We start from the raw sequence: 10224 nt of genomic DNA, 5'->3' as shown, positions 1-10224 counted from the left end.
ACCGTGCTGCTGGAGCAAGGCCTCGAGCTCCTCCAGCCGGCCCTCGCTCTCCTGGCCCTCGGCCGCATGCACCTCCATGACCACCTGCTCGATGATCTTCCAGTCGTCGGCGGTGAGGCCGCGCAGCACGTGCATCTCGGCGCGCTGCACGTCGATCTTCAGGAGATCGATGCGGTCCACGCCCTCCTCGCGGATGACGTCCGACAGCCGCCGCAGGAGGCAGTTGTGCACCTCGCCCTGGAAGCGTCCGGCGAGGAGCTCGTCGGCGTGGGACAGGAGCTCCGCCGCCTCGCTGGAGCCGGCCTCCGTCTCCTTCGCCAGGAAGCGCTTGACGACCTCCACCTCCTCTTCAGGCCTGGCGTAGGCCTGAGCGCCGGACATCATCGAGTAGCGCGGGTAATACGTGAAGGCGACGGTCTCCTCCCGATCGGAGAGCCCGTGATGAAAGAGCTTGATGCTGCGGCCGTACAGGCCCGCGTTCGCCGCCAGGGTCTCGTAGATCGGGGCGAGCGGCTCGAACGCGAACACGCGCGCGTCCTCGGCGTGGAGCGTGACGTACAGGCTGTACATGCCAATGTTCGCGCCGACGTCGAACACCACGGCACCCCTCGGGATCTCGACGCCGTAGAGGCTGTAGGTCTTCTTCCGGAAGATCTCCTCGTACAGGTAATCGGTCTCGTTCTTGTTCTGCTGGACCACGGCCATGTCGTTGGGCAACACGTGCCGCGCGCGGCCGAGGGCCGCCGGGGAGCCCTTGGGGCTCGGGACCACGTAGGCCGCGAGGCGCGGGTCCCCGGGCTGGTCCTCGCGCAGCACCACCACGGCCTCGCGCACGCCGGGATGCCTGCGCAGCGCCGCCTCGATCTCCCCGAGCTCGACGCGGAACCCGCGGATCTTCACCTGCCGGTCGACGCGGCCCAGGAACTCGAGCAGCCCGTCTTCGCGATGACGTACGAGATCGCCCGTCCTGTACAGGCGGGCGCCGGGCTCGGGCCCGAACGGGCTCGGCAGGAAGCGCTCGGCCGTGAGCCCGGACCGCCCGAAGTAGCCCCGGGAGAGGCCCTTCCCGGACAGATAAAGCTCCCCGGGGACGCCGATGGGCACGGGCGAGAGATGGTGATCGAGCACATGCACGCTCACGTTGGCGATGGGCGCGCCGATCGTGGGAAGCTCGCTCGCAGCCAGCGGGATCATCGTGCTGATGTCCGTGTTCTCCGTCGGCCCGTAGACGTTGTGGAAGCGGTCGCCGAGGGCGCGCAGCCGCTTCCAGGTGCCTTCGTCGAGGGCCTCGCCGCCGAGCAGCACGCGCGCAGGGAGGCACTCGATGTCCCGCTCGATCTCGGCGAAGAGCAGGAGCTTCATCTGAGAGGGGGTGAGATCGAGCACGTCGAGGCGGGCGGCCCGTAGAAACTCGATGAGGGCGCGTCCGTCGGGGCGGACCTCCTCGGGCACCACGTGCAGGCTGTGGCCGAAGAGCATCAGCAAGAGCTGCTTGATGGATGCGTCGAAGATGAGGGGCGCGTTGAGCCCCACCCGGAGCGGCCGCCCGGCGTCCGCGCAGAGCATCTCGCGCTCGGCGTGGGCCAGGTTGACCGCCGAGGCGTGGCTCACCAGCGTGCCTTTGGGCGTGCCGGTGGAGCCTGAAGTGTAGATGACGTAAGCCAGGTTCTCCGGCAGAACACCGGAGCTCGGGTTGTGCTCCGGCCCCTCCGTCACGCCTGTCGAGACGAGCTGGAGCTCTGGATCGCCGTTCTCGCCGGTCCCGAGCGCGCCGCGCACGGCGTCCTCCAGGCCAGGCTGCACCACGGCGTGGCGGGCGCGGGCGTCGCCGAGGATCAGCGCGAGCCGCGCCCTGGGCTGATGCGGATCTACGGGGAGATACGCGGCGCCCGCCTTGAGGATGCCCAGGAGGCCGACCATCATCTCCACGGATCGCTCGTAGACGAGCGGGACGATCGTCTCGGGGCCGACCCCGCGGGCGCGGAGGGCGTGGGCTACCCTGTTCGCGCGGCGATTCAGCGCATCGAACGAGAGCACGTCGCCCGCATAAGCGACGGCCGGCGCGTCCGGCGTGGCGAGCGCCTGCCGCTCGAACAGGCCGTGAACGGTGTCTCCACCGGGGAAACGAGCGGGATTGCAGCCGAAGGAGGCCAGCTGCTCCGCCTCGGCCGGGCCGATCAGGCCGAGCGCGAAGAGGGGTGTCTCAGGGGCGCGCGCAGCCTGCCGCGCCACGGCGACGAACGAGTCCAGGAGGAAGCGCAGGCGCTCGCGGGAGACGACGCCCGGCGCGGCGGTGAGGTGCGCTTCCACCTCGCCCGCCCCCGCGCGCACCGTGAGCGACAGCTTGCTGCGCTCGCCCTCCCATCCCTTGCGGCGCACCTCGAAGCGGAGGCCGGACCCGTGGCGCGGCTCGAGCGCCCGCTCGAAGGCGAACGCAATGCCGTCGCGGCCCTTGTGCCCGGGCAACAGCTCGGCGTCGAAGTGCTCCTGGCCTGCTCCCGTCTCCTCGAGGGCGGCGGCCAGGCGGCGCACCTCCTCGCCGATACAGGCCTCGGCGCCGAGGGAGCAACGCACGGGGATGAGCTTGGCGAACGCGCCGATCGCCCCCGCGAGCGCATCGAGGTGGCGCAGGTCGAAGCGCGCGGCCACGACGAGGCGGTCGCGATCCTCCTCCGGCGCGAGGCGGAAGAGCAGCGCAGCCCAGCACGCGTAGAAGAACGCATCGAGGGGTGCCTCGTCCGCGAGCCCGGCGAGCTCGCCCCGCGGGATGCGCGCGCTGACGGTGAGCGGCGCGGCGGCGACAGGCCCCGTCGAGGACTCCACGTGCAGCACGACCGGCTCGCCCGAGAGCTCCTCGCGCTCCCGCCATCGCGCGGCGTCAGGCTCCTCCAGCAGCTCGTGCTGCCACTCCGAGAAGTCGGCGTACTGGAGGGGTCCCCCCTCGCCCTCCGCGCCCTCTCCCCCGCGGGCCGCGGCCGGCGCTCCGCCGGCGTAGGCCGCGGCGAGCTCCTCGACCAGCGCGTCCAGCGAGGCGGCATCGCAGCACATCGAAGGGAGCTCGAGCAGCAGGAAGTGCCTCGCTTCCTCGACGCGCGTGAGGCGCGCCGAGAGCAGCGGCCCCTCGGAGAAATCAAAGGCGGCTCGCCGCGCGAAGAGCGCGTCGAGATCGAGCGCCCCGGGCTCCTCGGCGGACGAGCACGAGAAGGCGAGGCCGGCGTCCTCGCCCCGGATCACCTGGAGCGGGGTCTCCATCCCCGGCAGCGAGGGGAAGACCGTGCGCAGGATCTCGTGGCGGGCCACGATCCGGCGCAGGGCGCGCTCCAGGCGATCTCCCTCGAGCGGGCCGCAGAGCTCCAGGAGGCAGGCCGCCCGCCCCTCACCCCGGGCCGAGAGCCACAGGCGCCGCTGCTGCGGTGAGATGCGAAAGCCCTCGAGATTCTGCATGTTCATCCAACGCTCCTCATGCTCCGCCGCCGCTGCGCGCGCAGGTCATCCAGGGATCCCGCGCCGACATCGTCATCCTCGTCCGCGTCTCGCCCCTCAGGCCCCTTTGCCCGGGTCCTCGAGGCGATTGTCCGTGAGCTCGGTCATGGCCGTCAGCACGCTGCGCTCCCCCTGGAACGGCTCGCGGCCATGCGAGCAGAGCATGTTGTCGAGCACCAGCACGTCGCCCTTCTTCCAGTCGAACAGGACCTTCTCCTCGAGATAAGCCTGCTGCAGGTGAGCCATGACCTCGGGCTCGATGGGCGCGCCGTCGCCATAGAACGTCTGGTTCGGCAGGTCGTGCTCCGCGAACCCGGCGGTGAGGCTGTCGCGGATCGGCGCCGTCAGGGTGGAGACGTGGAAGAACGTGCAGTGATTGAACCAGACCAGCTCACCGGTGACCGGGTGACGGTGCACCGCGGGGCGCACCTGGCGGGTGCGCAGGCGATTGCCGTCCTTCCACTCGATCTCGATCGCGTTGCGCCGACAGTAGGCCTCGACCTCGCCCCTGTCCTCGGTCTGGAAGGCCTCCCGCCAGGAGAGGCCGAATCCCTCGCCGAAGTTGCGCATGTACATGTAGCGACGCTCGCGGAAGCGCGCCACGATCTCGGGGTTCAGCCGGGCGAGGATGCGGCGCGTGTCGGCGATCGGGGTCTGGCCGCCCTGCGCGGCGGGCTGCCGGCAATAGAAGCTGATATTGCGGCACCAGTTGAGGTTGTAAGACTGCTCGTTGTGCAGGAAGATGGGATACTGCGGCGGGTAGTCGGTGGACGTGTACACGTTGCCCTTCACCGCGTGGCGCGGCGAGGAGCGCTCGGTGTAGTGCAAGAGCTGCCCCGAGATGGCCTCGATCGCTCTCTGGAAGGTGTCCGGGTCCTGGACGCCGAAGTCGCGGAAGAGCAGCGCGCCGTGCTCGTGCAGCCTGGCCCGCAGCGGCTCGCGGTTGTCGGCGATCCAGGCCGGCAGGCTCAGCTCGCCGGCGCTCGGCTTGATCACGAGGGGCAGGGCCCGGTCGCCGAGGGCGTCGTAGGAGACCAGGTTGTCCTGCGAGAGGACCACGGTCTTTCGCTTGATGGACTTGAGCTTGCTCAGCCCTGTGGGTTTGCTGGAGTCTGTCATGGTCACGTGCTCGAGGTGGGGTGGAGTTCCGTGCGGCGAGGGCCCATGCGCGGGTGAGCGACGGGCGCCCTAGGGGGTGCCGGCCTTGCGGGAGGACGCGGCGAGCCGGCTGCTCAGCGACGCCTGCTTGCGAACCTGCTCTTCCCGGCGGCCCTGCTTGTCCTCCGCGGAGAGCAGCTCGTAGGTGTGGATGCGGGCCTCGGGATCGCGGGCGACGGCGCGGAGCAGGGCCTCGTAGCGCCGGGCCATGTCGGCGATCGTCTGCTCGTGGAAGAGCTCGTCGCTGTAGGTCCAGTCGATCAAGAGGCCGCCGGCCTCCTCGCTCACCCAGATGGTGAGGTCGTATCGGATCTTCTCCTGCTCCTGGGGGATGGGGGTGAACTCCAGGCCAGGCAAGTTGAGGTCGCCGGCGGGGGCGTTCTGCAGGCCGAAGGCGACCTGAAAGAACGGCGTGACCCCCTTGCCGCGCGGCGGGTTGAGCTCCTTGACCAGGTGATCGAACGGCATGGCCTGGTGCTCGTACGCGTCGAGGGTGACCTGGCGAGCCTGGCGCAGGAGATCGGCGAACCTGGGCGCGCCGGAGAGATCGAACCGCAGCACCAGCATGTTGATGAAGCAGCCGATCACGTTCTCTGTCTCGACGCGATCACGGCCGGCGATCGCCAGGCCGAGCAGCAGGTCCTTCTGGTCCTTGATGCGGCCGAGCAGCACGAGGAACGCGGACAAGAGCGTCATGTAGAGTGTGGTGCCGTAACGAGCGCACAGGGCCTTCAGCGAGGCGGTGAGCTCGGGATCGACGTGAAACGAGGCGCGGCGGCCGGTGTCGTGCCGGCGGCGCTCGCGAGGCGCGTCGAGCGGGAGCTGCAGGACGGGCAGGTCGCCGGAGAGGCGGCGCTTCCAGTGCTCCAGGTGCTCGCGGTAGACCGCGCCGCTCAGCCACGCTTGCTGCCATACGGCGTAGTCGGCGTACTGGATGGAGAGCTGCGGCAGATCGGGCGCGCGGTTCGCGAGGAGCGCGCGGTAGACCTCCATGAGCTCGCGCACGAAGATGGCCATGCTCCACGCGTCGCTGATGATGTGGTGCATGTCGAAGATCGCGACGTGCTGCCGCGGGGCGAGGCGCAGGAGCTCGACGCGGAAGAGCGGCCCCTCTCCCAGCGAGAACGGCCTCCGGGCCTCGGCCTGGATGCGGCGGACGACCTCCGCCTCGCGCTCCGCGTCATCCATGGCCGTCAGGTCGGCGACGGGCAGGTTGAACGGCCGCGGCTCGTGGATCACCTGAGCGGGCCTGTCGGCGCGCATCACGAAGGTGGTGCGCAAGATCTCGTGGCGGCGCACCAGGTGATCGAGCGCCCTTTGCAGGGTGTCCGTCGACAGCCGGCCGTTCACGCGGAACGCCACGGGCGCGTTGTAGGAGGTGTCCTCGGGGTTCATCTGCTGGAGGAACCAGAGGCGCTGCTGAGCGAACGAGAGAGGCAGCTCGACGGCGCGGGGCGCGGGCAGCATGCGCGGCGCCTCCAGGCGGGCCGCGCCGTCGTGCGCCTTCCTGCGCTCCTGCTCCAGCACGCGCGCGAGCGCCCGGAGGGTGGGCGCCTCGAAGACGGCGCGCAGCGGCAGGTCCACCTGCAACGCCTCGCGGATGCGCGAGACGAGCTGGGTGACGAGGAGGGAGTGGCCGCCGAGGGCGAAGAAGCTCTTGTCCAACCCGAGGTGCACGGTGCCGAGCACCTCGGCCCATAACCCCCAGAGGATCTCCTCCATGGGGGAGAGCGGGGGCCTCTGCGCGGGCCCGCTCGCGGTCGAGAGCTCGGGAGGAGGAGGCAAGGCAGCGCGGTCCACCTTGCCGTTGCGGGTCAGGGGGAACCGCTCCAGGAGGACGAAAGCCGCAGGCACCATGTGCTCGGGCAGACGGTCGCGGGTGTGGTCGCGCAGCAGCTCGGGCGAGACAGGCCGGGCGCGCTCGATGAGCTCGCGGCGCGGCGTCATGGCGGAGAGCCCGTGCTCGCGGGCCTTGAGCCCTCTCCTGGAAGCATAGACGTTGTAGCGGTCGGTGCCCTGGAGGAGCTCGTCCTGCTCCACGACCACCTCGAACCCGTGGCCGCCGAGGCACGCGCGCAGCTCGTCGAGGCGCGTCTCGCTCTCCTCCCCCGCCGCGGCGTGCACCTCCATGACGATCTGGTCGATGATCCGGAAGTCGCGGTCGTCGAGCCCGCGCAGCACGTCCATCTCGGCGCGCTGCACGTCGATCTTCAGGAGGTCGATGCGCGTCACGCCGCGCTCGCGGATGACGTCGCCGAGGCGCCGCAGGCGGCAGGCGTGCAGCTCGGCCTCGAACCGGCCGGCGAGCAGCTCGTCGGCGTGGGCCAGGAGCTCGGCCGCCTGCGCGGAGCCCGATCCCACCTCCCGCTCCAGATATCGCCGGATGACCTGCACCTCGTCCTCGGGCCTGGCGTAGGCGTGCGCGCCCGACATCATCGAGTACCGGGGGTAGTAGGCGAAGGTCCGGCTCTCCTCGCGATCGGACAGGCCGAGCTGGAACGTCTCGATACCGCCGCCGTAGAGCTCCGCGTTCAGCGCGAGGCACTCGTAGATGGGCCCGAGCGGCTCGAAGGCGAAGACGCGAGCCCCCTCGCAGTGGCTCGCGACATACAGGCTGAACATCCCGATGTTGGCGCCCACGTCGAAGACGACAGCGCCCTTCGGCAGCTCGATGCCGTGGAGGCTGTAGCTCTTCTTGACGAAGATCTCCTCGTAGAGATAGTCGGTCTCGTTCTTGTTCTGCTGGACGACGGCCATGTCGTTGGGGAGCCGATGGCGCTCGCGGCCGTCCACCTCGGACAAGCCCTTGCGGCCGGCGACGACGTAGGCCACGAGCCGCGGATCGCCGGAGCGGCCTTCGCAGACGGTCACCGCGGCCTGCGCGACCCCAGGGTGGGCGGCGATCGCGCTCTCGATCTCGCCGAGCTCGACGCGGAAGCCGCGGATCTTGACCTGGTGGTCGGCGCGTCCGAGGAACTCGATGTCTCCGCCGTCGTCGAAGCGCACGAGATCGCCGCTGCGGTAGAGGCGCGCGCCGGGCTCCCCGGAGAACGGGTCGGGCACGAACTTCGCGCCGGTGAGCGCGGGCTCCCCGAGATAGCCGCGCGCCACGCCGGCCCCGCCCAGGTAGAGCTCGCCGGTCGCGCCGACGGGCACGGGGGTCATCGCGCCGTCGAGCACGTAGGCGCGCACGTTGGCGATGGGCCGGCCGATGACAGGCCGCCTCCCGCCGCCGCTCACCACCGGCGCGGTGGTGCTGACATCCGTGTTCTCGGTGGGCCCGTAGACGTTGCGGAACGCGGTGGCGCTGAGGGCCCCGAGCCGCTCCCAGTCGCCGGGGTCCAGCGCCTCGCCGCCGATCAGGACGCGCGCCGGGAGGGCCTCCGGGTGGCGCTCCAGGCCAGCGTAGAGCAGGAGCTTGAGCTGCGATGGGGTGACGTCGAGCACGTCGAGGCGGTGCTGCTGCAAGAAGGCCAGGAGGGCCTCGCCGTCGGGGCGAATCTCCTCGGGTACAAGGTGAAGGGTGTCGCCGAACCCGAGCTGCGTTATCTGCTTGATGGAGGCGTCGAAGATGAGCGGGGCGTTGAGGCTGACGCGCAGCGGACCTCGCAGATCGGAATAGACGCTCTCGCGCATCGCGAACGCGAGGTTGACCAGCGAGGCGTTGGTCACCACCACGCCCTTCGGGTTCCCGGTCGAGCCGGAGGTGTAGATCATGTAGGCGGCGTGATCCGGCCCGGCCGGCGCCTCGGGGGCCGCGGCCGGCTCGTCGAGGGCCCGGTCGAGGAAGACCGCCCGCTCCGCGGTGTCCACGCCGAGGCGCACGAGGAGGTCGTGCCAGCGGGAGACGGACAGCGCGGGGCGATTCCCCAGGCCGGCGAGCATGAGCTTGCTTCGCGCCTCGGGCTGGCGCGGATCGATGGGCACGTAGGCTGCCCCGGCGGCGAACACGGCGAGGAGGCCGACGATCGCCTCGATCGAGCGCTCGATCACGAGCGGCACGAGGACCTCGGGGCCGGCGCCCCTCTGCCGCAGGGCCGCGGCCGCGCGGCGCGCGGCGCCGTCGAGCTCGCGGTAGGTGAGCGTGCGGTCGCCGAAGACCAGCGCGGGCCGGTCGGGAGAGCGGCTCGCCTGCCGGGAAAAGAGCTCGTAGAACGAGGACGCCGCCGGAACGTCGCGCGCCGTGCGGTTCCACGCGTCGAGGACGAGGCGCTGCTCCTCGCCGCCGAGCGTCCCGAGGAGCCGGAGCGGCCGACCAGGGTGGGCGATCAGCTCATCCACCATGGCCAGGAAGCCCTGCAAGAGGCGCCTCGCCCGCGCGGCGTCAAAGCGGTCGTCGCGGTGGCGAAGGGAGAGCCGCTCGACGCGCGGCGCATGGCCGTCGCGCGCCCGCGCCTCGACGCAGAGCTCGACGTCGAAGGGCTCGGCGAGGACCACCTTGCGTCGCCAGGAGAGCCGCAAGCCGCGCGCCTCGGCGTCCGTCGCGGCGCAGAAGGAGAAGCCGAGAGAGCGCGCCGCGCCGGCGCTGGAGACGAGAGACCAGGAGAAGTAGATCTGGTGTTCGGCGAAGTCCGCGAGCAAAAGCCGCAGATCGCCGATGTTTTGCAGAAACCCCGCGCCCGGATCCGGACGGTAGAACACGGGCACGTACCTGGCTATCGGCCCCAGCGCTGCGTCGAGCGGCTCCACCGTGCGGCAGGAGAAGAGCTTCGAGACCGTGACCACGTCGTCATCGACGTTGCGGCGAGCGAAGAGCAGCCAGGCGGCGAACCAGAACGACTCCGCGTCGAGCCCGTGCTCCCTCAGGAACGAGCCCAGAGCTCCGGCCGTGGCGTCAGGCAGAGCCTCCGAGACCGTCAGGACCTCGCCGGCCCGCTCGCGCAGGTCGCGCGCGCTGCGCAGGCGGTTCTCGACGCTGGGGACCTCGAGGCGCTGCCAGAAGCCTGCCTCTTCCTCCTTGCACATGCCGGCTTGCCACTCGGCGAGATCCGCGTACTGCAGATCGCCCTCCCCCTCCTCCCCCGGATCGGCGCCGCGCGCACCGGGGGCATAGGCGCCGGTGCCGGCGTAGGCGTGGCCGAGCTCGGCGAGGAAGAGATCGAGCGTGGCATCGTCGGCGCACAGCGAAGGCAGGGTGATGACCAGCCCGGCGCGATCGCCCGCGAGGCGCGCCAGGCGGCAGCGGAGCAGCGGGCCGCGCGGGAGGTCGAAGGGCTCGACCTCGGAGAGCCCGCGCTCGAGCTCGGCGAGCGCCTCGGCGGCGTCTCGCCCGCGGAGGTCCTCGCATTCCCATTGAAACCGCGGCTCGTCGAGGATGCGCTGGAGCGGCGCGCTCATGCCGGGCAGCGAGGGGAAGACCGTGCGCAGGATCTCGTGACGGGCGACGACGGAGGCCACCGCCGCACGCAGCCGGTCGGCGTCACACGGCCCGGAGAGGACGGCCAGCCCCGCCGCGTGGAGGCGGTCACCGCCGAGCGCCCACGCCCGCTCTTGCTGGGGAGAGAGACGAAAACCTTCGAGTTCCTGCTGGGTCATGGAGCGTGCCCTGGTTAGAGAATTGGAGGATGTGCCTCTCCGGGGAGC

The 10224-nt window shown here is 70.8% G+C and carries 2 protein-coding genes and 1 pseudogene; all 3 read right to left on the bottom strand.

Features of this window, described 5'->3' with window-relative positions; translation table 11 throughout:
* Nucleotides 1-6: 6 nt before the first annotated feature.
* Nucleotides 7-3453, bottom strand: a pseudogene (locus WME89_RS19360) (amino acid adenylation domain-containing protein); the annotation flags it as partial.
* A gap of 87 nt (nt 3454-3540) precedes the next feature.
* The gene (locus WME89_RS19355) at nt 3541-4602 is read right to left on the bottom strand and encodes a TauD/TfdA family dioxygenase (RefSeq protein ID WP_438010593.1); all 1062 of its coding nucleotides are present in this window, start codon (nt 4600-4602) and stop codon (nt 3541-3543) included.
* Nucleotides 4603-4671: 69 nt separating this feature from the next.
* Nucleotides 4672-10176 carry an amino acid adenylation domain-containing protein gene (locus tag WME89_RS19350; RefSeq protein ID WP_438010592.1) on the bottom strand — a complete coding sequence of 1835 codons (5505 nt, stop codon included), beginning with the start codon at nt 10174-10176 and terminating at the stop codon, nt 4672-4674.
* Nucleotides 10177-10224: the final 48 nt, after the last annotated feature.

Source organism: Sorangium sp. So ce321 (assembly GCF_051530195.1).
GTDB lineage: Bacteria > Myxococcota_A > Polyangia > Polyangiales > Polyangiaceae > Sorangium.
The sequence above is the reverse complement of the archived record's forward strand: the minus strand, read 5'-3'. Positions and strand labels throughout refer to the sequence as shown.